Source organism: Flagellimonas flava (assembly GCF_050617915.1).
GTDB lineage: Bacteria > Bacteroidota > Bacteroidia > Flavobacteriales > Flavobacteriaceae > Flagellimonas > Flagellimonas flava_A.
This window is the reverse complement of record NZ_JBODQE010000005.1, coordinates 173110-195388: the sequence shown is the minus strand read 5'-3', so window position 1 is coordinate 195388 and position 22279 is coordinate 173110. Positions and strand designations below refer to the sequence as shown.

General features: G+C 42.1%; 24 protein-coding genes. 5 read left to right on the top strand and 19 right to left on the bottom strand.

Going from position 1 to position 22279, the window contains the following annotated elements; all coding sequences use genetic code 11:
* Positions 1 to 15: 15 nt before the first annotated feature.
* The 11 genes from ACRHOZ_RS14185 to hemA all read right to left on the bottom strand — a co-directional run bounded on the left by ACRHOZ_RS14185 (position 16) and on the right by hemA (position 9605).
* A complete protein-coding gene (locus ACRHOZ_RS14185; protein ID WP_431126737.1) occupies positions 16 to 1212 on the bottom strand; it encodes a serine hydrolase domain-containing protein in 1197 nt (398 codons plus the stop codon).
* Between the two features lie 121 nt (positions 1213 to 1333).
* Positions 1334 to 2323: a porphobilinogen synthase gene (hemB, locus tag ACRHOZ_RS14180; protein ID WP_431126735.1), complete on the bottom strand. Its 990-nt coding sequence runs from the start codon at positions 2321 to 2323 to the stop codon at positions 1334 to 1336.
* A gap of 13 nt (positions 2324 to 2336) precedes the next feature.
* Positions 2337 to 2945 (bottom strand): hypothetical protein, encoded by a 609-nt coding sequence (locus ACRHOZ_RS14175; protein ID WP_431126733.1) that lies wholly within the window; start codon positions 2943 to 2945, stop codon positions 2337 to 2339.
* An 87-nt stretch (positions 2946 to 3032) separates the two neighbouring features.
* Positions 3033 to 3821, bottom strand: coding sequence for a PhzF family phenazine biosynthesis protein (locus ACRHOZ_RS14170; protein ID WP_431126731.1), 789 nt, complete (start codon positions 3819 to 3821; stop codon positions 3033 to 3035).
* Positions 3822 to 3848: 27 nt separating this feature from the next.
* Complete coding sequence (locus ACRHOZ_RS14165) at positions 3849 to 4208, bottom strand: four helix bundle protein (RefSeq protein ID WP_431126729.1); 360 nt, start codon at positions 4206 to 4208, stop codon at positions 3849 to 3851.
* Positions 4209 to 4241: 33 nt separating this feature from the next.
* The gene (gene hemF, locus ACRHOZ_RS14160) at positions 4242 to 5147 is read right to left on the bottom strand and encodes an oxygen-dependent coproporphyrinogen oxidase (protein WP_431126727.1); all 906 of its coding nucleotides are present in this window, start codon (positions 5145 to 5147) and stop codon (positions 4242 to 4244) included.
* Positions 5144 to 5638, bottom strand: a complete 495-nt coding sequence (locus ACRHOZ_RS14155) for a DUF6973 domain-containing protein (RefSeq protein ID WP_431126725.1) — start codon at positions 5636 to 5638, stop codon at positions 5144 to 5146. Before ACRHOZ_RS14155 ends, hemF begins: the two co-directional genes overlap by 4 nt.
* Before the next feature lie 59 nt (positions 5639 to 5697).
* On the bottom strand, positions 5698 to 6723 hold the full coding sequence (hemE, locus tag ACRHOZ_RS14150; RefSeq protein WP_431126723.1) for a uroporphyrinogen decarboxylase: 1026 nt from the start codon (positions 6721 to 6723) through the stop codon (positions 5698 to 5700).
* Positions 6724 to 6782: 59 nt separating this feature from the next.
* The gene (locus ACRHOZ_RS14145; protein WP_431126721.1) at positions 6783 to 7448 is read right to left on the bottom strand and encodes a uroporphyrinogen-III synthase; all 666 of its coding nucleotides are present in this window, start codon (positions 7446 to 7448) and stop codon (positions 6783 to 6785) included.
* Positions 7426 to 8352: a hydroxymethylbilane synthase gene (gene hemC / locus ACRHOZ_RS14140; RefSeq protein WP_431126719.1), complete on the bottom strand. Its 927-nt coding sequence runs from the start codon at positions 8350 to 8352 to the stop codon at positions 7426 to 7428. Before hemC ends, ACRHOZ_RS14145 begins: the two co-directional genes overlap by 23 nt.
* Positions 8349 to 9605: a glutamyl-tRNA reductase gene (gene hemA, locus ACRHOZ_RS14135; RefSeq protein ID WP_431126718.1), complete on the bottom strand. Its 1257-nt coding sequence runs from the start codon at positions 9603 to 9605 to the stop codon at positions 8349 to 8351. Before hemA ends, hemC begins: the two co-directional genes overlap by 4 nt.
* Positions 9606 to 9815: 210 nt before the next feature.
* Here hemA and ACRHOZ_RS14130 point away from each other — a divergent pair, with 210 nt between their 5' ends.
* Both ACRHOZ_RS14130 and ACRHOZ_RS14125 read left to right on the top strand, forming a co-directional pair.
* Positions 9816 to 10694 carry a helix-turn-helix domain-containing protein gene (locus ACRHOZ_RS14130; RefSeq protein ID WP_431126716.1) on the top strand — a complete coding sequence of 293 codons (879 nt, stop codon included), beginning with the start codon at positions 9816 to 9818 and terminating at the stop codon, positions 10692 to 10694.
* A 9-nt stretch (positions 10695 to 10703) separates the two neighbouring features.
* Positions 10704 to 11456 (top strand): ThuA domain-containing protein, encoded by a 753-nt coding sequence (locus ACRHOZ_RS14125; protein ID WP_431126714.1) that lies wholly within the window; start codon positions 10704 to 10706, stop codon positions 11454 to 11456.
* Here ACRHOZ_RS14125 and ACRHOZ_RS14120 read toward each other — a convergent pair.
* Positions 11442 to 12167, bottom strand: a complete 726-nt coding sequence (locus tag ACRHOZ_RS14120; protein WP_431126712.1) for an N-acetylmuramoyl-L-alanine amidase-like domain-containing protein — start codon at positions 12165 to 12167, stop codon at positions 11442 to 11444. The genes ACRHOZ_RS14125 and ACRHOZ_RS14120 overlap by 15 nt on opposite strands.
* A 244-nt stretch (positions 12168 to 12411) precedes the next feature.
* On the opposite strand from ACRHOZ_RS14120, the gene hemH reads away from it, so the two are divergent.
* Complete coding sequence (hemH, locus tag ACRHOZ_RS14115) at positions 12412 to 13443, top strand: ferrochelatase (protein ID WP_431126710.1); 1032 nt, start codon at positions 12412 to 12414, stop codon at positions 13441 to 13443.
* A complete protein-coding gene (locus ACRHOZ_RS14110) occupies positions 13444 to 14826 on the top strand; it encodes an MATE family efflux transporter (RefSeq protein WP_431126708.1) in 1383 nt (460 codons plus the stop codon).
* A 5-nt stretch (positions 14827 to 14831) separates the two neighbouring features.
* Here ACRHOZ_RS14110 and ACRHOZ_RS14105 read toward each other — a convergent pair whose 3' ends face one another.
* The 3 genes from ACRHOZ_RS14105 to ACRHOZ_RS14095 form a co-directional block, all read right to left on the bottom strand.
* Complete coding sequence (locus ACRHOZ_RS14105; protein ID WP_431126706.1) at positions 14832 to 15257, bottom strand: nuclear transport factor 2 family protein; 426 nt, start codon at positions 15255 to 15257, stop codon at positions 14832 to 14834.
* A 16-nt stretch (positions 15258 to 15273) separates the two neighbouring features.
* Positions 15274 to 16425, bottom strand: a complete 1152-nt coding sequence (locus ACRHOZ_RS14100) for a PQQ-dependent sugar dehydrogenase (protein ID WP_431126704.1) — start codon at positions 16423 to 16425, stop codon at positions 15274 to 15276.
* 81 nt (positions 16426 to 16506) lie between these two features.
* Entirely contained in the window at positions 16507 to 17520 is a 1014-nt protein-coding gene (locus ACRHOZ_RS14095; protein WP_431126702.1) for a helix-turn-helix domain-containing protein, read from the bottom strand.
* A gap of 82 nt (positions 17521 to 17602) precedes the next feature.
* Between ACRHOZ_RS14095 and ACRHOZ_RS14090 the strand changes: the two genes are divergently transcribed.
* The gene (locus ACRHOZ_RS14090) at positions 17603 to 18703 is read left to right on the top strand and encodes a lactonase family protein (protein ID WP_431126700.1); all 1101 of its coding nucleotides are present in this window, start codon (positions 17603 to 17605) and stop codon (positions 18701 to 18703) included.
* On the opposite strand, the gene ACRHOZ_RS14085 is transcribed toward ACRHOZ_RS14090, so the two are convergent.
* From ACRHOZ_RS14085 to ACRHOZ_RS14070, 4 genes are all read right to left on the bottom strand, one after another.
* Positions 18700 to 19677, bottom strand: a complete 978-nt coding sequence (locus ACRHOZ_RS14085) for a hypothetical protein (protein WP_431126698.1) — start codon at positions 19675 to 19677, stop codon at positions 18700 to 18702. The two genes, ACRHOZ_RS14090 and ACRHOZ_RS14085, sit on opposite strands and share 4 nt — an antisense overlap.
* A complete protein-coding gene (locus ACRHOZ_RS14080) occupies positions 19670 to 20086 on the bottom strand; it encodes a hypothetical protein (RefSeq protein ID WP_431126696.1) in 417 nt (138 codons plus the stop codon). Before ACRHOZ_RS14080 ends, ACRHOZ_RS14085 begins: the two co-directional genes overlap by 8 nt.
* A 1-nt stretch (position 20087) precedes the next feature.
* Positions 20088 to 21035, bottom strand: a complete 948-nt coding sequence (locus tag ACRHOZ_RS14075) for an SMP-30/gluconolactonase/LRE family protein (protein WP_431126694.1) — start codon at positions 21033 to 21035, stop codon at positions 20088 to 20090.
* A gap of 96 nt (positions 21036 to 21131) precedes the next feature.
* A complete protein-coding gene (locus ACRHOZ_RS14070; protein WP_431126692.1) occupies positions 21132 to 22244 on the bottom strand; it encodes an alpha/beta hydrolase-fold protein in 1113 nt (370 codons plus the stop codon).
* Between the last annotated feature and the right edge of the window lie 35 nt (positions 22245 to 22279).

Here is a 22279-nt window from a genome sequence, read left to right as displayed (position 1 = left end):
TGAATTCCAACTACGTCATTTGGCAAGAGCCGTGTAAAAAACATCCTGAAGCGCTGTCCTTATATTTAAACTGTAAAGTTTACGATGCGTACGTGAAGGGTATACCCTGTTGGACAAGAATATAAATACCAATTGGTTTTCTGGGTCTGCCCAAACAAATGTCCCGGTAAATCCAGCATGCCCAAAACTTTTGGGGCTAGCCTTTGGGGACGGGTAGGCATCTGCTATGGCCAAGGTATCATTGCCCAAAAGTGGTTTGTCAAAGCCCAGTCCCCTGCGGTTTTCATTTTCAGGATACTGCACTTTTATGAATTCCTCTACGGTAGCTTTGGATATGATCTGTTCTCCGCTCAGGGTGACACCGAGATTTTGGTAAAACAACATGATCTTGGCCAAATCCTCTGCTGTACCAAACAACCCGGCGTTGCCCGATATTCCACCTAGAAGGGAAGCATTTTCATCGTGGACCCAGCCATGTGTCAAATCTTTTCTAAATAGAGTGTCTACTTCTGTAGGAACAATTTTATTCGGATATCCCTTGGTCATGGGATTAAAGCCTAAGGTCTTGCTGCCAATGGGGTCGTAAAAGGTAGTTTTCAAATAGGACTCATATGCTGTCCCAGTTAGATTGGAAATCAGTTCTGGGTAAATCAAAAAGGTGAGTCCTGAATAACGGTACTTTTTGTCTGCAGAAACTTCAGACCTATTAATCATCCTGTAGATTTTTCTGAGGAAGCTGTTTTTGACATAGAGTCCTTCATACACCTGTTTTTGAAACTTTTCGGATGGCTTTGTACGGATAAAACGTCTCTTGATTTTTTCTTTTTTCATCACCTTTTCCAGGAAGATGATGTACGGAACCAAACCAGCCTGATGGCTAAGAATCTGGCGAAGGGTCAAGTCTTTTTTGTCTTTGCGTTTCGCCCAGGGTTCCCAATAGTTACTGAAAGGAGCATCCAAATCCAGTTTTTGCTCATCCACCAACTTCATAAGGGCGGGCAAGGGCCCGGTAATTTTGGTTACTGAGGCGAGATCATATAAATCGTCCAGTCCAACTTTTTGAACACTGTCATAAGTATGGTAACCATAAGCTTTGTGAAAAATAACCTTGTTGCCCTTGGCAACTAATACTTGGGCACCTGGAAAAGCTTGTTCTTGGATTCCGAGCTGCATGATGGAATCCACTTGTTGGTCAATGGATGACTCATCCATGCCCATGTGGGATGGACTTGAATGTTCCAAATTAGTTTGGGCAAAATTTTGCCCATAACATGTAACTAAAAACATCAAGAGCAGTATGGGTTGTTTCATAGGACGGTTATATGCCTTAAAGTTAACCCATTATGCGGATAAAATCTCTGGCAAAATAACTGGCAATTATATTGGCGCCAGCTCTTTTGATTGCGGTGAGTTGCTCCAGCATTACCGCATCATGATCCAGCCAACCTTTTTCGGCAGCTGCCTTAAGCATGGCATATTCACCGGAGACTTGATAAACGGCAACAGGTACATCCACTTCGTTCTTGATTTCACGGACAATATCCAAATAGGGCAAACCAGGCTTTACCATCACGATATCGGCTCCTTCATCAACATCCATTTGGGTTTCACGGATGGCTTCAAACCTATTTGCGAAATCCATTTGATAGGTTTTTTTGTCCTTGGGCGCATCGGCAATGTCCACTGGTGCCGAATCCAAAGCATCCCTGAAAGGACCATAATATGCACTGGCATATTTGGCAGAATAGCTCATAATTCCTGTATTATGGAAACCCTCATCTTCCAGCGCCTCACGAATCGTCAGGATTCGGCCATCCATCATATCGCTGGGAGCAACGAAATCCGCTCCAGCCTGAGCATGGGAGACGCTCATTTCTGCCAACACCTCGGAAGTTTCATCGTTTAAGATTTGACCTTCGGCCACAATACCATCGTGACCATAAGAAGAAAAGGGATCAAGAGCAACATCAGTCATGACCAACATTTGTGGGCAAGCGTTTTTGACCGCCCTAATGGATCGCCGCATCAACCCATCTGGATTTAAAGCTTCCTTACCCGTGTTGTCTTTCAATTCATCAGCGACCTTGACAAAAAGCAAAACGGCACAAAAGCCCATTTCCCAAAGTTCCTTCACTTCCTTTTCCAGATAGTCCAAACTCATGCGGTAATAATTGGGCATGGAAGGGATTTCCTCTTTAATACCCTTTCCCTCAACCACAAAAAGGGGAACCAAGAAATCATCTGGGGTAATTGTAGTTTCACGAACCAGGCGTCTTATGGATTCGGAAGCTCGAAGTCTTCTATTTCGAATTAGTGGAAACATAAATACTTAAATTTTAAAGCCAAGGTTTAATAATAGATTCTATTTCATCATAGGGCTTGTGCCCAAACCAATGTTCAAGGACGTTGAATGCTTCATCAAAAAGCACAAAAGTGGGGGTGCCTCGAAATTGGTTCAATGTAAAAGTAACAGGGATTATGGGATTGGTAGTCAGATAATCCTTGATTTTTAGATCAAATTGCTGTTGCTCCTCCGCTGATGCTTCGGAATAATTTGGGAAATTATTTCCAATGCGGGAGATGTTTTCTTGGGTAATGAAAGATGCATCACTCAACACATCCATGGCCACGGGAAAATCAATACTTGAAAGCTGAAAATCATTGGGATGGGATTCAGCTGCCTTTTTGGTTTCACCAACCAGCTTTTTTTCTGACAATAACAAGCTTGTATTATCATGGGTATTCAGTTCAAAATCCTCAAAAGCAGTGCTCAATCCCAAAAAACTTAATTGCTCACCGTATGCCTTTTGGAGATTGCTAACTGTTGGAAAGCCATAGAAAAAACAACCTGGACAATTCACTTGAAAAACGAAAAGTAAATTCCGTTTTCCAGGAGCAAATTCACCTTGCAAAAGGGAGGCATATTCCAGTCTTAGTTTTTTCATGTTTTTAATCGTGGTCGGACACGAACCTGCCTGCCGGTAGGCAGGTTTCATTAATTTTCGCAAATGGCCTTGTTAGGAGCGCATGTTTTAGATTTCAATTTCACCAATCAGATACGGTACTGCCTTCCCGGATATTTTTACCCGATCACCCAGATATTCGCAGAGCAAGTCGCCGCCTCTCTTTGATAACTGCCTTGCCGTGAGTTTGGTTTTTCCTAAGACTTTGGACCAATAAGGGGTCAATGTGGTGTGTGCTGACCCCGTAACTGGATCTTCAGGAATGCCACATTGGGGGAAAAAGGCTCTTGAAACAAAGTCAACCTTATCTCCTGGCGCGGACACAATCACTCCTCTGCAATCCAACTGATCTAACAAATGAAAGTTGGGTTTAATGGCCTCAATTTCCTGCTGGGAATTGTATATCAATAGATAGTCTGTTTTTCCTTTGATGGTTTTTATGGGGGTAAGGCCAATGGCATTGTTTATTTCTGAGATTCCCCTTAATGAAGCTGTTTGATCCGTGGGAAAATCCAAGGTCATCAACGCATTGGAATGTTGCTCTACGGACAAAGCACCGCTTCGTGGGGAATGAAAATTGATGGTTTTTTCATTGACTCCGTGGTAGTTGAACAGCACATAAGCGGTGGCTAATGTAGCATGTCCACAGAGATCTACCTCTGTCTCTGGAGTAAACCAGCGTAATTCAAAAACGTTGTTTTTTTGAACTACAAATGCGGTTTCGGCCAGGTTGTTTTCCGCTGCAATTTGCTGCATCAATTGGGAATCCAACCAAGAATCCAAAATACAAACAGCAGCGGGATTGCCACCAAAAACATGGTCAGTAAAAGCGTCTATTTGGTATAGGGTTAGTTTCATTATAAGGTTACAGCTTACGGTTTACGGTTATAAGTCTTGTTTTATCTTTTTGATCAAGGAGGCCAACATTTTCTTTATCTCCTCAATTTTGGAGGATAAGTTACTAAACTGTTCATCGTTAATGAAGTTTAGTTCTTTTGAAAGCATTATTAAATATTCCAATTCGTGAGCAGAACCGGATGAGATGTATAGAAACCGGGTCAACTCCTTTTGGGTTTCTCTTCCACAACCTTCTGCAATATTTGTTGGAATTGATATCACTGCTCGGTTAATTTGTGATACCAAACCGAATTGTTCTTTTTTTGGAAAAGCGTCGGTAGTTTGATAAACTTCAATTACCATAAGGTGAGCTTTTTGCCAAACTTTATAATTTCTATAATCAACCATAAGCTGTTTTGCTAGAAGCTGTTTGCCGTAAGCTTAGTTTACCCACTCTCGGGGTGATTGTAACACCTCAATCAACTTCTCCTCCTCGCTTCCCGGTTCTGGATGATGGTCATATTGCCATCGCACATGAGGTGGAAGGCTCATTAAGATACTTTCTATGCGACCATTGGTCCTTAGACCAAACAATGTACCCTTGTCATGCACTAGGTTAAATTCAACATAACGCCCCCGCCTGATTTCCTGCCAATCCCTTTGTTCTTTCGTATAAGGCAGGTTCATTCTTTTTGTAACGATTGGTACATAAGCGTCGATAAAGCTGTTCCCAACCTCGGTTACAAAGCTGTACCAATCCTCCATTTGCATGGCATCCGATTTTTTACAGTAATCGAAGAAAAGGCCGCCGACGCCCCTTGCCTCGTTTCTATGCGCATTCCAAAAGTACTCGTCACAGCGCTTTTTATAGTTCGGATAAAATTCTGGGTCATGGGTCTCACAGGCTTTTTTGCAAACCGAATGAAAATGCTTGGCATCTTCTTCAAATAAATAGTAGGGCGTTAAATCCTGCCCGCCCCCAAACCATTGATCTACTATGTTGCCTTGTTTATCATACATTTCAAAGTAACGCCAGTTGGCATGTACCGTTGGCACCATTGGACTCTTTGGGTGTATAACCAAACTTAAACCACAGGCAAAGAAATCTGCATCCTGAACCCCAAAATACTGTTGCATGCTTTTAGGAAGTTCCCCATGAACGGCAGATATGTTTACACCTCCTTTTTCAAAGACGTTTCCATTTTCGATCACCCGGGTTCGACCTCCGCCTCCTTCTGGACGTTTCCATAGATCTTGTTGAAACTTCGCCTTTCCATCCACTTCTTCCAATTTGGAAGTTATGGTGTCTTGTAATTGCTCTATGTAGGCATAAAATTTATCTTTCATTGTTCTTCTACGATATGGATCAATTTGTTATGTAAGCTGTCAAGGTCTGAAGTGGAGTCAACTTTTGTGGAGACTGCTGCCTTTTGCTTTAGCAAGACTACCATGTGATGTACGGAATGCGATTCCTGTTCCCGAAAAAGAATCCTGCCTATGGCATTGTTGTGCAAATCCATCTTTTTTGCTAAATCCGAATTTGGAAATGCATGCTCATGCCAGTCCGTTATTTTCTCCGTCCATTTCAATACCCTTTGCTTGTTTTTATTCCATTTATGGCATTTTTGGGCAATCAAAAAATTCCATAATGCGTGCCTGAATGCATTGGCTGGGCCATTTTTGTGATGCAGTTTGCAGTATTCCCTTGTTGAAATCGCCATGCATTCCCTGGTTGCCAATATGGTAGGCCAAACCAACAAAGGGTATTTCAAACACAGTTTTATAAGAAGCCAAATGCTTTTAAGATCCAATCGTTGCAAAACCTTGAAAGGATTCATGGTGTTGTTTTGATCTTTAGTTCCCAAAAGTCAAATTCAGACGGCATCCTTGCTTTTTTCTATTCTTTATATGTTTTTACCGCTTCGATAAAGGCTTGGGCATTCTCCAAAGGAATATGTGGCAAAATGCCGTGCCCTAAATTCACCACATATCTGTCCTTACCAAAATCCCTGATCATTTGGGTGACCATTTCCTTGATTTTAGCTGGAGGAGAAAGTAATCGGGCAGGATCAAAGTTTCCTTGTAAAGTAATTTTGCCTCCAGTAAGATAGCGGGCATTTTGTGCCGAACACGTCCAGTCCACACCAACGGCTGAAGCACCCGATTGGGCCATTTCCCTAAGGGCGAACCAGCATCCTTTTCCAAAAACAATAACCGGAGCTTCATCTTTCAAAGCATCTACGATCTGCTGAATGTACTTCCAGGAAAATTCCTGATAATCCACAGGAGATAACATCCCGCCCCAGGAATCAAATACCTGGACAGCATTTACCCCAGCTTTCACCTTAGCCTTTAAATAGGCAATTGTAGTATCCGTAATTTTCTGAAGCAATTGGTGAGCAGCCTCAGGTTGGGTAAAACAGAACCCTCTTGCCTTGTCAAAACTCTTACTGCCTTGCCCTTCCACACAATAACAAAGAATCGTCCATGGTGATCCCGCAAAACCGATCAATGGGATTTCATCCTCCAACTTTTCCTTGGTCATGGTAATGGCATCCATAACATAGCCCAAGGATTCTTGGATATCCGGAATCACAACCTGATCAACATCTTCCAAGGAGCGAATGGGGGAAGGGAGGTAAGGGCCAAAATTAGGCTTCATTTGAACCTCAATATCCATGGCTTGGGGAATTACGAGGATATCGCTAAAAAGAATGGCCGCATCCATTCCGTATCTTCGAATCGGTTGTACGGTGATTTCTGAAGCCAATTCTGGTGTCTGGCATCGGGTAAAGAAGTCGTATTTCTTTCTTAGTTCCATGAATTCGGGCAAATAACGCCCCGCTTGACGCATCATCCATACGGGAGGTCTGTCTACCGTTTCACCTTTTAGTGCTCTAAGGAACAAATCGTTTTTAATCATATGTGTCATTTGCATTCCTACCTTGGCAGGAGTCTTAATTTAATATTATGGATTCCGCATCAAGTGCGGAATGACAGCTTTTTCACAGCCTGTACCAACACGTTTTCCACTGTTGGTCGCTTCGCGACAATCAACTTATCTGAATATTTCTTGGCTTCTTGGGCTGTGGTATGTCCAATGCAAAAAAGCCAACTGTCGTTAATCCTGTTTTCCAGCAAATAACTTTTTATACCACTTGGACTAAAAAAAAGAAGACCATCAAAGGAGCGGTTAAACTTTTTTGGAACCAATTCCGTTTGATAAACCTCTATTTCATCATACCGAATGTTATTTTCTGATAAAATGTTGGGCAATTCTTCCCTTCTCCGATTTCCACAGATAAACAAAAAATGCTCTTTTTTATGTTGTTTTTCTATAAAATAGGCCAATTCCGAGGCATTTTCAGCCATTTTTACCACATTTAGACCGGTTTCTTCTAAAAGTGTCCTGGTTTTTTCGCCCACACAAAATATGCGGTAGGTTGAAACTTGTAGGTGAGCGGATTGATCAAGAAATGCCCTTACCGCATTCTTGCTGGTAAAAATTAGGTGAGTAATGTGTTGTGGAATATCAACCTCCAAAAAATTAAACTTTAGTGCGTTGTATTCTACCAGACCAATACCGGAATTAAGGAACAATTCTTTTTGGGAATGGGATAGAACCTTAGTGGAGAGCACTGTTTTCATTTCGTATCTCGTCCATTAATTTATCTCCCCCCTTGTCAAGGATTTCTTTGGCACATTTTTGTCCCAATTCTTTGGCAGCGGTCATGGAAACGGTCTTTTCTATTTGAAGCTTTTGACGTCCATCCAAGGAAAAGAGCACTCCTTTAAAATGAACATTTTCATTTTCTATGTGGGCCAACGCACCTATGGGTGCTGTACAACCCCCTTCCAAAGTCCTCAGGAACTCCCTTTCTATACTAGTTGCCAACTCAGAATTGGAATGATTCAGTTTTTGGAGGGCTTCTCTTGAAAACTCATCACTTTCCATGGCAACCACCAACATGGCGCCTTGTGCGGGAGCGGGAACCATCCAATCCAGATGAAGTACATCCTTAGGCAACAACTTGATTCGTTCCAAACCAGCCTTGGCAAAAATGGCCCCTTGCCAATCGTTTTCTATGAGCTTGATGAGCCTCGTGTTCACGTTGCCCCTAAGATCCACAACTTTATGATTTGGATATTTGTTGAGCCATTGTGCTTTTCTTCGCAAACTCCCTGTGGCAATAGTTGCTGGAACTTCCTTATCCAAAAAATCCAACCCTTTGTGAACCAATATATCTTGGGTAACAGCCCTTTCCAGAACAGCAGCTTGAACGATTCCTTTTGGGAGTTGCGTTGGCACATCTTTCATGGAATGGACAGCAATATCTATCTGGCCTTTAAGCATGGCCACATCCAGCGTTTTCGTAAAAATTCCGGTTATGCCAAGTTCATAAAGCGGCTTGTCCAAAACTTGGTCACCAGTAGATTTTATAGGAATCAAGGTGCTGTCATATCCCAAATCGGCCAACTGATTTTGGACGGTTGTAGCTTGCCATAATGCCAACTCGCTATCGCGAGTACCAATTCTTATGATTTTGCTCATTTCGAATCGATTTCTAATTGGAACACCTTTTGGATAAGTTCCAAACTATCGGCAGTATCTACCTCGGCACTCTTTAAATGGTTTGCGAATTGTTTGGTGATTTTTTGGATAATGCGTTCAGACAAAATTTCCGCCTGATCTTGGTTAAAATCGGAGATTTTCTTGGAATGGAAATCGATTTCCTCCGCCTTCATGGTGTTCAATTTTTCTTTAAGCGCATTGATGACGGGAGCAAATTTTCGGGTTTCCAACCATTTGATAAAGTCCTTTTTCACTTCTTCAATAATGCCCTCGGCTTTTGGGATAAAGGCTTTTCGTTTGACCAGGGTATCGTCTGTAATCTGAGAAAGTTGGTCCAAGTGCACCAAAGTAACATTGTCCAACTCCTGAACATCATCCGAAACATTTTTTGGAACGGATAGATCCAGAATCAACAAGGGTTTTTTAGGATAAATGAGGGCCTTGGAAACCGTAGGTAGTTGGGCACCGGTCGCAACTACAAGGATGTCAGCCTTTCTAATTTCTGTCTGAAGATCTCCATAATCCTTGACCGTTAAATGAAATTTCCCGGCAATGTCCTCTGCTTTGGCTCTCGTTCTATTGATTAAGGTAATATGGGAATTGTTGGAATGCTTGATCAGGTTTTCACAAGTGTTACGGCCTATTTTTCCAGTTCCGAACAATAAAATATTCTTGTTTTCAATATCCGAAACGTGGTTTAGGATATACTTTACCGAGGCAAAGGCCACCGATGTGGCGCCGGAAGAAAGCTCGGTTTCATTTTTGATTCGTTTACTTGCCTGAATCACGGCATTGCAAAGTCGTTCTATAAATGGATTGGCCATTTCGTGCTTTTTGGCACGGTAAAAGCCCTGTTTGATCTGACTAATGATTTCAAAGTCGCCCAAAATTTGACTGTCCAATCCCGTACCCACTTTGAACATGTGAGATATGGCATCATGGTTTTTGAACACATAGGCTACCTCTTGAAACTCTTCCACACTTCCTGGGGTTTCATCACAAAGTGCTTTTATAAGTTGAAAGGGATGTTGGGCAAACCCATACAACTCGGTGCGGTTACAGGTGGAAATAGCTAGGAGTCCATCCACACCCTGTTCTCTGGCTTGAACCATAATGCGATCAATGGCAGGGACATCCAAACTGAACTTTCCCCTGACCTCGGCATCCGCTTTTTTATAGCTTAAGCCAATGGCATAAAAAGAATTATGTCTTGAAATGTGGTAACTCCTCATAAAGGATATTAAAACGGTAACAAAAGTAAGTGCACTATTTTATAAAAAATAACGCTAGCGGTACTATAAGTATCAGACAAGAGGCCATTAAGGGTTCTTTTAGCGATAATTTGCCAAAAACATTGATTTTATTGGTAAATTTGATGGTAAGTTACTTAATTTAGAGCCATTCTAAATAGAAGGAAATTAATAATCCAAGCTGATTTTTATATGGAAAATGTCGCCAAAGGGTCATACCAGGAAATTTTGATTGAAGAAGGCTTTTATGTCCTTAAGATTCAGAACGATACGGATCAAACCCGATTTGTGGAAAGGGAGATTGACAGCTCCTTCATTCAGTTTCACTTTTGTTTAAAAGGGGGTGGAAAATTCAATTTTAACCAAGGAAATTATCAATTGGAAGTATCTGAGGAAAATTCACTTTTACTCTATAACACCCAAAAGGATTTGCCTCTGAATCTCAGCGTGTTTCCAGATACTTGGCTACTATCCGTGGTCATGACCATACGAAAATTCCATTCGCTATTCTCCAATGAAGCCAGCTATATTCCTTTCCTGAGCGAGGAGAACAAGGAGAAAAAATACTATTCCCAAGAAGTGGTTACTCCCGCTATGGCCGTGGTTCTAAGTCAGTTGATGAACTATAACCTGCATCCTTCCATCAAGACGTTGTATGTAAAGGGAAAGATTTATGAACTGATGTCCTTGTATTTCAACAAAACCCAAGATGCCGATTTGGAACAATGTCCCTTCCTGGCTGATGAAGACAACGTTAAGCGGTTAAAATTGGCCAAGGAAATCATTATATCCAGAATGGCGGAACCTCCCACTTTGGCTGAACTATCACAGGAAATAGGTCTGAGCTTAAAAAAACTTAAGGAAGGTTTCAAGCAAATTTATGGCGACTCTGTGTATGGATTTTTGTTTGATTACAAGATGGAATACGCTCGAAAAATGCTGGAGGCTGGCGGGCACAATGTCAATGAGGTGGGTTTAAAAGTTGGGTATAGCACTGCCAGTCATTTTATAGCATCATTTAAAAAGAAGTATGGGACAACACCCAAAAAATATTTAACTTCAAGCACTTAAATAATCAACATGAAGTCCTACAAGCTGTTCCTTTTGGCCCTTTCCATGGCCATAGGGGTAAATGCCCAAGACCAAACAGAAACAGAAGAGTCCGCGCAAACCAAAATACCGGAGCTGGTTTTAATATTTAGCAAAACCGAAGGCTATCGGCATAAGTCTATAGAAAAAGGTGCGCAGACCTTAAAGGAATTGGGAAGGGCTAATGGTTTTATCGTATTGCAGACGGAAACCTCAGCGGACTTCAATGCGGCAAACCTTAAAAACTACAAGCTTGTTGTTTTCCTGAGCACTACTATGGATGTACTTAACGATCAAGAGCAAGATGCATTCAAAGCTTATATAAATAGTGGCGGGAATTATATGGGAATCCATGCGGCTACCGACACCGAATACGACTGGCCTTGGTATGGTAAAATGGTAGGGGCCTATTTTGAAAACCATCCACAACAGCAAAAGGCCAGAATTGAGGTAGTGGACAGAAGCCATCCCTCCACGCAGCACCTAAAGGAAGAGTGGTTTCATTTTGACGAGTGGTACAACTTCATGAATCTCAATCCCGATGTCCATGTGCTAATGAAGTTGGATGAATCCAGCTATGATGGAGGAACCAATGGAGATAACCATCCTATAGCGTGGTACCATGAATATGATGGGGGCAGGGCATTTTACACCGGATTGGGGCATACAGAAGCAGCCTTTGACGATGCCGATTTTAAACAACATCTTCTAGGCGGAATTGAATGGTGTTTAGGGCGAAAGTAAGCTTGGCCTCGCCACAATAATCCCAATATTACTTTTTATTTTTTTCAGGTAGTCCACCAGGGGTTCTTGGGTAATTCTAACCGAACCTGAGCTGGACGCATGAAGTAAGTGGATTCTCCCATTGTGCTCGATGGCAAATCCAGTGTGGGTAACATCCAGTCCTTTAATGGATGTAGCAAGTGCGATGATATCTCCAGAGCGGATTTTATTTTCCTTGTTTTCGATTTCATCTTGGGCCAAAATGCAAAGACTTTCTTTGGCTAATTCTTTTTCCACCTGTAGCATATCCTGATAGTTTTGCTGATCCGCCAAAAAAGGATAAAGTTCTCTATGGGTACCCATAAAGTTGATGGCTTTTTTGTGCTCTTTGCCACCCAATTCGTTGGTGATATTTTTGACCAATCCCTTTTGCTCATTGTTTCTAATCCATTCCGTAAAATAGTGCAAACGAGAAGGATATCCATCTAATTTGCCATTTCTATACCGAATGGTCTCTAGGTTTTTGGCAAAATTCTCAAACTGCAGTTCCTTGTTTTGAAGCAAGAGGCTAAAGGCCAAAACATTCTCCACATAGGTTGTACAATCAAAGCCCCTAAGGTTAATCACCAAGGACTCAGTTTCTCCAATTTCGAGGGTTTTTTCAACATAGGGCATTCCCAAAAAAGATTTGCCCACCGCCATGATCGGATTTTCCAGAACAGCATTATCCATTTGTTCCAGTTGATTCATCTTTATGGAAAAGGCAACTGAATCGTTGGGGGAACAAACAATTTGAGCTTGGAGGACACAAGTTGTTAAAAGAAAAAGCGCCAAAGGAAATAGGAATATCCGGTTCATCTTTACTATTTACGCTCTAAATTAATATTATCTATAGAGTTATAGGAAACAAATTCAAGGAATCAAATAGTAGATCAATCCCAAATAGTATTTTTGCCATGCTATAGAATAAGCCGCTATGAAAGGAGTACTACTTGTCAACTTAGGTTCACCGGACAGTCCAACTGCTAAAGATGTAAAACCCTATTTGGATGAATTCTTGATGGATGAACGGGTCATTGATACCCCAAAATGGTTGCGTAATATCATTGTTCGTGGCATCATTTTGAATACACGTCCTAAAAAATCGGCTGAGGCCTACGCCAAAATTTGGTGGGAAGAAGGCTCGCCCCTGATTGTTATTTCAGAGCGATTTGCACAAAAGGTACAACAGCAAACCAAGATGCCGGTGGCCTTGGGGATGCGTTATGGCTCAATGAGTATTAAAAACGCATTGAAAGAATTAGCGGATAAAGGTGTGGACGATGTGCTTCTGGTTCCCTTATACCCACACTACGCCATGTCTTCTTATGAGACGGTGGTGGTTAAGACCATGGAGATCCAACAGGAGTTGTTTCCCAACATTAAGTTGACCACTATGCCGGCATTCTATAAAAATTCGGAGTACATTAAAGTACTATCCGAAAGTATTGCAGAAGGATTGAAAGACTTTGAATACGACCATATCCTGTTTTCGTATCACGGAATCCCGGAGCGGCATATCAAGAAATCCGACCCAACCAAGTTTCACTGTAAGATAGATGGCAACTGCTGTAAGACCAATTCAGTTGCGCATCATACATGCTACCGCCATCAATGTTATGATACTACAGAACTGGTCAAAAAAGAACTGCAGCTGGATACGAAGAAGGTCAGCAGTTCTTTTCAGTCAAGGTTGGGAAGTGATCCTTGGTTGCAACCTTTTACCGATAAGGAGTTTGAGCGTTTTGCACAGGAAGGGATAAAAAAGCTTGCCGTTATTACTCCAGCATTCGTAAGTGATTGTTTGGAAACCCTGGAGGAAATTGCCATGGAAGGAAAACATCAATTCCAAGAAGCTGGAGGTGAGGATTATATTCATGTGCCCTGTCTTAATGATACCGACTCTTGGGTGTCTTTGATGTCCAAATGGGTTAATACGTGGGAGGCCACTGAATCCTTACCTGTTTAGATGGCCAAAGTCTCCTCAGATCAATTGGGAACAGAACCCATTGGCAAACTGCTGATCAAGCAGGCCGTTCCTGCTTCCATTGGTATCTTGGTGATGTCCCTAAATGTATTGGTAGATTCCATTTTTGTGGGGAATTGGATTGGTTCCATCGCTATTGCTGCCATTAATGTGGTGCTCCCGGTCTCTTTTTTTATTGCTGCATTGGGAATGGCCATTGGGGTGGGCGGATCCAGTATAATTTCCCGCGCACTGGGCTCTGGAGACAAACAAAAGGCTCTCAAAACTTTTGGAAATCAGATAGCCCTTACCCTCTTGCTGACCATAGCCATGGTTGCTTTGGGCCTCTATTTTGTAGATGATCTTATTCCGGCCTTTGGGGGAAAGGGGAGCATTTTTCCACTGGCTAAGGTTTACTACACCATTGTACTCTACGGGGTGCCATTTTTGGCTCTTTGCATGATGGGGAATACGGTAATCCGAGCTGAGGGCAAACCCAAGTTTGCCATGATTGCCATGATCATTCCTTCTGTGGGGAACTTGCTCATGGATTATATTTTTATCTATGTGTTCGATTGGGGGATGCATGGAGCCGCTTGGGCCACTACGGCAGGATATCTCTTTTGCTTTGCGTACATTCTCTATTTTTTTCTGTCCAAGAACTCCGAACTAAAGATTGGGCTTTCCCATTTTTGGCTCAACCTTCCCATTTTATCCGAGATGGGATCTTTGGGATTTGTCACCTTGGCCAGACAGGCCGTAACCAGCATCACCTACCTGTTGATGAACAATATTTTGTTCAACTTGGGAGGAGAAGCCATGGTGGCCGTATATGCCATCATTGGTCGCATGTTGATGTTTGCCTTTTTTCCCGTTTTTGGAGTTACCCAAGGATTTTTGCCCATTGCTGGATTCAATTACGGAGCGGTCAAGTATGATCGTGTCAAGGAATCCATCTATACGGCCATTAAATATGCGGCATTGGTCGCTACAGTAGTTTTCATCGGACTTATGATTTTCCCCGATTTCTTTACAGGCTTGTTTTTAAGCAATAAGGAGAATTTGCCTCCAGAGGAACTTATGACCAATGCGTTTGTAATGGATCATGCTCCCAATGCCATGCGGATGGTTTTTGCAGCCACTCCCATTATTGCTTTACAGTTGATAGGGGCGGCCTATTTCCAAGCGGTGGGCAAGGCCATTCCAGCCTTGCTACTGACCTTGACCCGCCAAGGCTTCTTTTTTATTCCTTTGATTCTCTTACTTCCACATTTTATGGGTGAACTGGGCGTTTGGCTCTCCTTTCCTATTGCCGACGTATTGGCGACCATAGTAACGGGCTACTACTTAAGGAAGGAAATAAAGACAAAACTAACTGTGGCCTAGCTTTATTACTCTGGCATCAAGGTGGCCGCTTTGCTAATGATCTTCCATTCCCCTGCAAGCTTTTTCAGAAGGAAGATGTCAATAAACACCATATTTCTGGATGAGATTTCAATGGAGGCTTTGGCCATGGCAATATTATGGGATTGATCTATGGATAGAATTTTTCCCACTCGGCCGTTAAATTTTCCATGCTCTCTATTTTTGAATAGATCTGCATACTCTTGAGGAGATAAAACCCACAATTCTTGATCTTTTTTTGATAGAAACAAATCAGCTTCAGGATAAAAGGCTGAGGTAATCTGTTCCAGATTGCTATAGGAAGACCCGTCCAGGTAATTTTGAAGGGTGGCGCGGATAGCGGTCTCTTCGTCTTGGGCTTTCAAGGATAGGAATGCGAATAGGGTAATGGTAAGTAAAAGTGTTTTGTGCATGCTAAATGATTATGATTTATTGTGGTATAATTTGAATGAGTTTTCCGTTGTCTTCGTCCGTCAAGAAATAAAGCTTGCCATCTGGACTTTGCCGTACTTTCCGAATGCGAACACGGTCATCCACGAACAATTCTTCAGCACTTTTTATGGTTTCATTTTCTACTTGGAATCGCCAAAGACTTCCTCTTGACAATCCCGGAACAAAAAGGTCATTCTTCCATTGCGGAAATTCATCCCCAGTATAAAATGTAAGTCCTGTGGGAGCTACAGTATGTGGCCAAAACCAAATGGGAGGGGTAAAAATGACCCCTTCCAATTTAGGAGGCGTATAATCTGAACTTCGAAGCCTACCTGAGGTTACATTGGGCCAACCATAATTGCCTCCAGCTTTTAAAAGGTTGATTTCATCCCCCTGAATGGTGCCATGCTCACTGAACCAAATGTTCCCAGTGCCTGGTTGCACCGTGATGCCTTGGGCGGCCCTAATCCCAAGAGCATAAATTCCTGGAACAGCATCGGGCCCAAAATCCGGATTGTCTTCCGGGATACTCCCATCAGGGTTTATCCTGTAGATTTTTCCTCGTTTGTCAGTTAGATCCTGCGCAATGGGAATTTCAGGTTCATCCCGTTCCCAAAAAAGCCGTTCCCCAATGGTTATGTAGAGTTTCCCCTCTGGACCAAACACCATACCTCCGCCATAATGGAAATATTCCTTGGTATATGGTGCTGCCTCGATCAAAGTTTCATGTCCGTAAAGCGAATCATTTTTCAATTGGGCGCGAATCACCTTAGTGGTAGTTCCCACACCTGGCTTTTTAGCTGCATAACTCAAATACACCCAAGGGGTTTTCGTGAAGTTGGGGTCAATTAAAACTTCAAAGATTCCAGAGTTGTCACCAAAATGAACGGCGCGAATGCTATCCGTTAGGTCAACTGGAAAGCCTTTGATGACACTCTTTTTTTTGGTTTCCAGGTCAACTTTGAGCAGGTTGCCATCCTTTTCTGATATCAGCGCTTGGGTAGGCGAAAGAAAAGCCATGCTCCACGGATGGTTAAGCCCATCAAGTACAGTTTTCTTCACGGGAACTGGTATGGAAGAAGACTCTTGTTTTTCGTCACAGGCCAGCAACAATGTCAGCATCAGTAAAACTGGAATGAATTTCCTCATGGGTAAAAACTTTGATGCAAATGAGATAAAATTCAGCCCATAAGGCTTTAAAAATCATGATTTTTAAAACGAAAAACTTTCCTAGGAGTCCTGTGCTTGTTTCCTAAAAGCAGTCGGGGTCAGTTGGGTCTTGGCCTTAAAGGCCAGATTAAAGGAAGTGACATTTCCAAATCCACAGTCGTAGGCAATGGCCACAATTTTATCTTGTTGGTGTTTCGGGTCAGCAAGCATCTGCTTGGCTTTTTCAATCCGGAACTCGTTTACAAAATCAGAAAAATTCTTGCGCTCATTTTCATTGATGGCCTGGGATAATTTTCGTGGGGGTGTTTGCATCCGCTGCGCTATGGATTCCAGCGAAACATTCGCATCCAAAAAAAGTTCTTCCTTGGTCAGTAGTGCTTTCGCTTCCTTGACCAAACTTCCAGATTCGGATTTGTTCAAGGTCGATGCGTTATATTTTCCTAATTGAAACGCGTGTTTTTGAAGGAAGAGAAAGGAGAAAATGTAAATCAGAAAGGAAAAAAAGACAGCACCCCCAATATAAAATGGGATGAGTCCTGCAAGATTTCCCATATAGAAAAGCCAAAGGAGACTGACCCCAATAATCAAATTTCTGTACCAAGAAGCACGTTGTGGATGTACTTTATTTCTACCCTTAAGATAGACCATTGCCGAAAGTCCAAGGTAGAGCAGAAGATGTACAAAGACCAAGATGTAAATAACATAGGAAATAGGGCGGCCATCGTTTGGAATCAAGGAACAGAAAACTGCAAACAAGGCAAAGGGCAACAGGTGAAAATAGTTTTTGCGATTAAACTTTCTGGGATTGGCGAGAAGTTCTTTGCCATAAAACCAAAGAAAAGGCCCCGTCATTAGAATCCCTGAAATTCCCAGATTGCGTTGCCAGGGAAGCAAATCAAAATGAACGTTCAAAATGGACTTCCCGATCCTAATGGTAAGGCCCAAAATAACAAAAGCCAGAAATATGTTGGTTTTATCACTTGTTTTGCGAAGTGAGACGAGATAAACAAAGAGGAAAAGGGCTTGTGCAATTCCCAAACAGCTCAAAACCAACCAAATAACATCTTCATTCATGACTCAAAAATAGAAAGTCCTACCCAAAGAAAATCCGGAATCCGTTTTAAGTTGTTATTTTTAGCAAAACACTTTGATTTAGATGCGATTATATACTTCAATTTTGGCCATGCTCCTGTTATTTGGGATAGGATGCTCTGAAAAGAAAAAAATGGAAAAGAAACATCATTTGTTTGTAGGCACCTATACTGATGGGGAAAGTGAAGGAATTTACAGATTGACTTTCAATGCTTCCACGGGAGAGTTAAGCAACAAAACCCTGGTAGCGGAATTGGCCAACCCTTCCTTTTTAAAGATTTCTGAAGACAAGACAAATCTATATGCGGTGCATGAAGTGGCAGATTTTGATAGTTTGGGAGGCGGGGTCTCTGCATTTCTTGTAAAGGATAGTATTTTGGAATTTCAGAATAGTATGGGTACTGGAGGGAAACATCCCTGCCATGTCTCCCTTTCGGATAATGGTTTTTTGGCGGCTTCCAACTACTCTGGTGGGAACTTTTCAGTCTTTAAGTTGAACGATGATGGATTGCTTCCAGAAAACTCACAAGTGATAGACCATAAGGTGCTGGATACTTCTAAAACCTCTCATGCTCATATGGCCCAATTTGAGGGGGATAACTTGTTTGTGGCTGATTTGGGATTGGATGCGGTAAAAAGATACCAATTGGATGGAAATATGTTTGGTCCAGCAAAGCAAGCATCCTTGAACCTGACCGAAGGTGCAGGACCAAGGCATTTTACTTTTGGCAAAAATGGGACTTTGTATGTGATCAATGAACTCAACTCGACTGTAACGGTTTTTGAAAAGAAGGAAAATGGCGATTACGAGGAAATTCAGACCGTGGAAACCTTGGCTTCGGATTTTGAAGGGAAAAGCTATTGTGCCGATATTCATTTGTCTGCGGATGGCAAGTTTTTATATGGTTCCAATCGGGGTGAAAATACCATTGTGGTCTTTTCGGTAGATGGAAACTCGGGGCTTTTGAATGTGGTGGGCAGAACTTCCGTCCATGGAGATTGGCCACGGAATTTTAGCTTGGATCCCACAGGAAAGTTCCTATTGGTCGCTAACCAAAGAAGCCATAACATTACCGTTTATTCCAGGGATGAGGAACAGGGAACCCTTCAATTCTTAAACGAATTTAAAATGCCGAGCCCCGTTTGCCTTGAGTTTTTAAACTAACCCTTGATGTGCTTGGCTTTCATTTCCTGAATGAAATCCGCGGACATATAATACAGATTGAGCTGCCCGCTGTTGTAGGTGCTGTTAATATTTTTAATGGGATCCAATGCCTTGGTGGGAGCCGGCTCTTCCAACCTTCCACTGGCAAAAACGAACAGTTTTCCATCTGGGCTTACCCACGGACACATTTCATGCTGGTCGGAATTAATGGGCGTTCCAAGATTTTCGGGCTCGATCCATTCGCCATCCATATTAAAGGTGATATATAAATCCCCTCGTCCTATTGTATCATCGTATCCCCTATAAATCAGATATTCCTCATTGGGGTCTATAAAGGGATCTCCTTTGTCCCTACCTTGATTGATGATATCAGGTAATGTCTCTATCGTGTATGTGGAGTCCGAAGGTGTTGCTTTATAGATGTCCCCCTTGGACCAGATATTAAAATAGATGGCACCTGAATGGGTCAAGGAACTATAGTATTCATTATCATCTTCCCCGGTCAAAACTACTCTTACGGGACTTCCCCAGTCTTTACCTTCCCGTTCCACATACCATATTTTACTGTTTTCGTTGTCCCCTTTGGGTCTACTTGAGCTGAAATACAATCGATTCCCATCAGGAGAAAACAAGGGGTCAAAATCTGAATACGTACCTGAAAATGGCGCAATACGAGGTTCACTCCAAGTACTGTCAGCATTCATTCGGGTAAAGGTGATATAAGCATTGTTGGGTAAATCCGTGGTGTAGAAAAACTCCATACCGTCTGGCGTGAAGGTACCGTTATATTCCGTAGCTGGCGAAGCCAATAGTTCCGGAGCCAAAAGTTTTGGGGAAGCACTGGGCACAACACCATAAAAAGGGCCAAGCTTTTTGGGCTTTTCCACTGTCTCTGGTTGAACATGTTGTTGGTGATTTTGACACCCCAGAATTGCAATCAACATAAAAAGGGGAAGGAAGTTTAATTTACTCACAGCGATACGATTTACCATTGGACTCAAAAGTTTTGTCATTGTTTGGGCGGAGGGATCCGTGCCATGAATCCCTATACCATTTTTCAGGCTCATCATCACCTCTATAATCTGCGGTAAAAAAGGAAAAGTCCTCATTAAAAGTGAGTATGATGTCTCCTTCGCCATCTGCATCAAGCCACCTGCCCGTCATTACATTACCCTCGAGCCTTCCCCAGATTCCGCCCAGGGCATTTTTGGGCATCAAATAATAGGCTCCCGCAATTTCATCCCCATCAAACAGAAGATCAAAGCGGCCGATTTCGGTGCAGTAGTTTTTAGAAATTACCGTGTTTTCCTTTTTGTCCTGCCCAAAAGAGACAGCAACGTGGAACAAACAGATAAAACAGAAGAGCAGGACTTTTAATTTCATTTTAATTTTCTTTTGGGAGTGGATGGATGATCAAGGTATAGTTTTCCAATTTGGACACATCTGAAATAATAACTTTTTCCTGATCCAAATTGTCCAGTTGCGAGTCCGCAACAAAATACATACAGCCATTTTTAATGGCAAAGGTGGTTGGGATATCCGATTCGTTTCTGAGATTCCAAATTTTTTCCTCACCTGTGATTTCAGTTAGATTTTGATTGAGTTGAAATTGGTAGACGCCATTTTGTGTTGCATCTCTTTTCGTATTCACAATGGCAATCAAACTGTTTTGGTGGAACTTAAGTCCGTCAATGCCCTTGAAATTATTGGGCTGGTTCACCAAGGTTTTGGACGCAATGTCCAACACCCGAAGGCCACTGGTATAGGAGGCAAAGTATAGATATTTATCGTCATTGGAAATGGCAATGCCGTTGCAGTGTTTAAGTTCATCATGGGCATAAAAAACTTGCAGCTCACCCTTCTTGGAATTTAGGGTGTAGATTTTATTGCTTTCCGAATCCGTGATGTAGAGCGTTCCCTCATTGCTTACAGCCAAATCATTGAGGTAAGCAAAACCAGCTTCTTTCAGTTTAAAGGAATTGATCAACTCCCCAGTTTTGACATTTAACAACAATAAAATGGATTCGTTTTTTGGTTTGGGCAGGCTATTGCCCAACGCATAAAGTACATCGCCCTTGATGGTCATTCCAAAACCGGACTGGTATCCGTGCTCCCCATTTTCAATGAAGTCTTCGGGATGGCTTCCATCCAGATTACAACGTACAATCTTGTTATGTCTTAAACTGTTTATGAAAAGTTTTTGGTGTTGCAGGTCCACAGCAATACCTTCTGGGATAAGGTCCTTTTCAAAACCCAATTCCACCTCCGTGGAATTATTTTGGGCCATGACGACTCCGGACGCAAAAAAAAGACTCCAGAACAAGAATCTCATAAGGTCTTCTGATTGAATGAATTACTCAAGATTAAGCATTATTTTTTTAGAAGGTTTAAAATTTATGTTAAACCCATTAAATCATCTCGCCAACTACTATTCTTGTTCTTCTGCCAAACCTTTTAACAGGATCTGGTATTTATTTTTGGCATGTGTATCTGTTGCCTTCTTCAAGGCCATCCGATAATTCTGGATGGCTTTTTCAGTTTGATTTAAACCTAAATACATTTCAGCTTTAGCGGCCCAAAGCACATGGCTTTCTGGATATAGGGAAAGGCCATGGCCGAGCAATTTTTGGGCTTCTTCCCGCTGTTCTTGATGCATCAGAATTCCGCTTATTTCGTTGATGGCGCCTATTGGAATTTGGGTTTTGAAACCATACTTGCCTTGCAAATCCTGGTAGTAATCCAGGATTTTCTGGCTTCCCTGGGAAACCAAGGAATCAGGAATGTGAAGATGCCTAAAAACAAATTTCAACCCATCATAAAGTCCTTCTGACATGGCTTCCACATGGTTTGCACTAGGGTAAGTTTTAAACTTCCAATCCAACCCTTTCGGATTGATTTCCTCGATCAACTGTTGATGTGTTTTAAGTCCTTCGGCTCTTGGAGTTGTACCCTCCGCGGAAGCAAAAAAGAAGGTGTGCTTATATGCATTGGAGTCCAATTCTTGTTTAATAAATGCTGCCGTATTGGGACCGATGCCGGCTCCAGCCAAGATATAGCCATCAAATGCTTTGGGTTTTTTCACCATCACGTAATTGGCCAACCCTGCACCGGAAGACCAGCCAAAAAGCAGGTTGAAACCGTTGGTTCTATAATTATTTTGGATGTATGGAAGTAGTTCTTCCTCCAAGAATTGGATAAATTTCAGGTAGGACCCGTCGGGTTGAAGAGTAACATACAGATCTCGATTTCTATCCGTGTTGGGAATACCAACCAGAATGACTTCGGGATGAAATCCAAAGTCGTTGCTCAAGAAATCCACGGAACCCTTGGCATACTCAAAAATGAATTCCGAATCCAATACAAAAAGAACAGGATAAGCCCTATTGGAGATGGCATACGAATCTGGAGTTGCAATCTGAAGGGTTCTATATTCCTGTAGTATTTGGGAGTATAACTCCACTGTTGATTTGGAATCAATCTCTTGCCCGAAGGATACAAAAACTGAAAAGATAGAGAACAGAATGAGCTTAATTCTCAGCATTTTTTTATGGAATCGAATTAAAACTACTGAAATAT

Bases quoted from the DNA above. Each gene is read 5' to 3' on its own strand.
- ACRHOZ_RS14120 (WP_431126712.1), bottom strand. From the start codon at position 12,167: ATGGATAATGCTGTTCTGGAAAATCCGATCATGGCGGTGGGCAAATCT.
- ACRHOZ_RS14175 (WP_431126733.1), bottom strand. From the start codon at position 2,945: ATGAAAAAACTAAGACTGGAATATGCCTCCCTTTTGCAAGGTGAATTT.
- ACRHOZ_RS14105 (WP_431126706.1), bottom strand. From the start codon at position 15,257: ATGCACAAAACACTTTTACTTACCATTACCCTATTCGCATTCCTATCC.
- ACRHOZ_RS14080 (WP_431126696.1), bottom strand. From the start codon at position 20,086: ATGAAATTAAAAGTCCTGCTCTTCTGTTTTATCTGTTTGTTCCACGTT.
- hemH (WP_431126710.1), top strand. From the start codon at position 12,412: ATGAAAGGAGTACTACTTGTCAACTTAGGTTCACCGGACAGTCCAACT.
- hemF (WP_431126727.1), bottom strand. From the start codon at position 5,147: ATGAAAGATAAATTTTATGCCTACATAGAGCAATTACAAGACACCATA.
- hemA (WP_431126718.1), bottom strand. From the start codon at position 9,605: ATGAGGAGTTACCACATTTCAAGACATAATTCTTTTTATGCCATTGGC.
- hemC (WP_431126719.1), bottom strand. From the start codon at position 8,352: ATGAGCAAAATCATAAGAATTGGTACTCGCGATAGCGAGTTGGCATTA.
- ACRHOZ_RS14095 (WP_431126702.1), bottom strand. From the start codon at position 17,520: ATGAATGAAGATGTTATTTGGTTGGTTTTGAGCTGTTTGGGAATTGCA.
- hemB (WP_431126735.1), bottom strand. From the start codon at position 2,323: ATGTTTCCACTAATTCGAAATAGAAGACTTCGAGCTTCCGAATCCATA.
- hemE (WP_431126723.1), bottom strand. From the start codon at position 6,723: ATGATTAAAAACGATTTGTTCCTTAGAGCACTAAAAGGTGAAACGGTA.
- ACRHOZ_RS14070 (WP_431126692.1), bottom strand. From the start codon at position 22,244: ATGCTGAGAATTAAGCTCATTCTGTTCTCTATCTTTTCAGTTTTTGTA.
- ACRHOZ_RS14110 (WP_431126708.1), top strand. From the start codon at position 13,444: ATGGCCAAAGTCTCCTCAGATCAATTGGGAACAGAACCCATTGGCAAA.
- ACRHOZ_RS14185 (WP_431126737.1), bottom strand. From the start codon at position 1,212: ATGGATGAGTCATCCATTGACCAACAAGTGGATTCCATCATGCAGCTC.
- ACRHOZ_RS14100 (WP_431126704.1), bottom strand. From the start codon at position 16,425: ATGAGGAAATTCATTCCAGTTTTACTGATGCTGACATTGTTGCTGGCC.
- ACRHOZ_RS14170 (WP_431126731.1), bottom strand. From the start codon at position 3,821: ATGAAACTAACCCTATACCAAATAGACGCTTTTACTGACCATGTTTTT.
- ACRHOZ_RS14165 (WP_431126729.1), bottom strand. From the start codon at position 4,208: ATGGTTGATTATAGAAATTATAAAGTTTGGCAAAAAGCTCACCTTATG.
- ACRHOZ_RS14155 (WP_431126725.1), bottom strand. From the start codon at position 5,638: ATGAATCCTTTCAAGGTTTTGCAACGATTGGATCTTAAAAGCATTTGG.
- ACRHOZ_RS14145 (WP_431126721.1), bottom strand. From the start codon at position 7,448: ATGAAAACAGTGCTCTCCACTAAGGTTCTATCCCATTCCCAAAAAGAA.
- ACRHOZ_RS14075 (WP_431126694.1), bottom strand. From the start codon at position 21,035: ATGAGATTCTTGTTCTGGAGTCTTTTTTTTGCGTCCGGAGTCGTCATG.
- ACRHOZ_RS14090 (WP_431126700.1), top strand. From the start codon at position 17,603: ATGCGATTATATACTTCAATTTTGGCCATGCTCCTGTTATTTGGGATA.
- ACRHOZ_RS14130 (WP_431126716.1), top strand. From the start codon at position 9,816: ATGGAAAATGTCGCCAAAGGGTCATACCAGGAAATTTTGATTGAAGAA.
- ACRHOZ_RS14125 (WP_431126714.1), top strand. From the start codon at position 10,704: ATGAAGTCCTACAAGCTGTTCCTTTTGGCCCTTTCCATGGCCATAGGG.